A 322-nucleotide genomic window follows, 5' to 3' on the forward strand; every position below is an offset into this window, starting at 1 on the left:
GGGGGCCCCCGTGGTGGTGGTCGTGGGGGGGGGGTCCACCCGCGCCCCCCGCCTCACCGTGGAGGCCCACGCCGCCACCTACCGCCTGGCCCTGAGTTCCTTGGCGTAGGTGGCCACGGCCTCCTCGAGGCTGAAGCCCAGGTTGCGGTAAAGCTCTAGGGCCCCGGTCTCGTGGTCGTGGGCCCGGACCCGGAGGAGACCCGCCCCCTTCTTCTCGGCCAGCCGGGCCGCCTCGGCCAGAAGGGCCCGGCCGATGCCCTGGCCCCGGGCCTTGGGGACGACCCCGATGTAGGCCACGCTGGCCTCGTTCCCCTCCACCTCC

General features: G+C 75.2%; 1 protein-coding gene and 1 pseudogene. One reads left to right on the forward strand and one right to left on the reverse strand.

The window, feature by feature from the left end:
- Positions 1-109 (forward strand): annotated as a pseudogene (locus BVI061214_RS13555) (histone deacetylase); the annotation flags it as partial.
- Here the strand turns inward: BVI061214_RS13555 and BVI061214_RS00555 are convergent.
- On the reverse strand, positions 79-322 hold a 244-nt coding region (locus BVI061214_RS00555), incomplete at its 5' end, for a GNAT family N-acetyltransferase (RefSeq protein ID WP_156303179.1). The pseudogene BVI061214_RS13555 and the gene BVI061214_RS00555 sit on opposite strands and share 31 nt — an antisense overlap.

It is taken from the genome of Thermus aquaticus (assembly GCF_001280255.1).
In the GTDB taxonomy this organism is placed as follows: Bacteria; Deinococcota; Deinococci; order Deinococcales; family Thermaceae; genus Thermus; species Thermus aquaticus.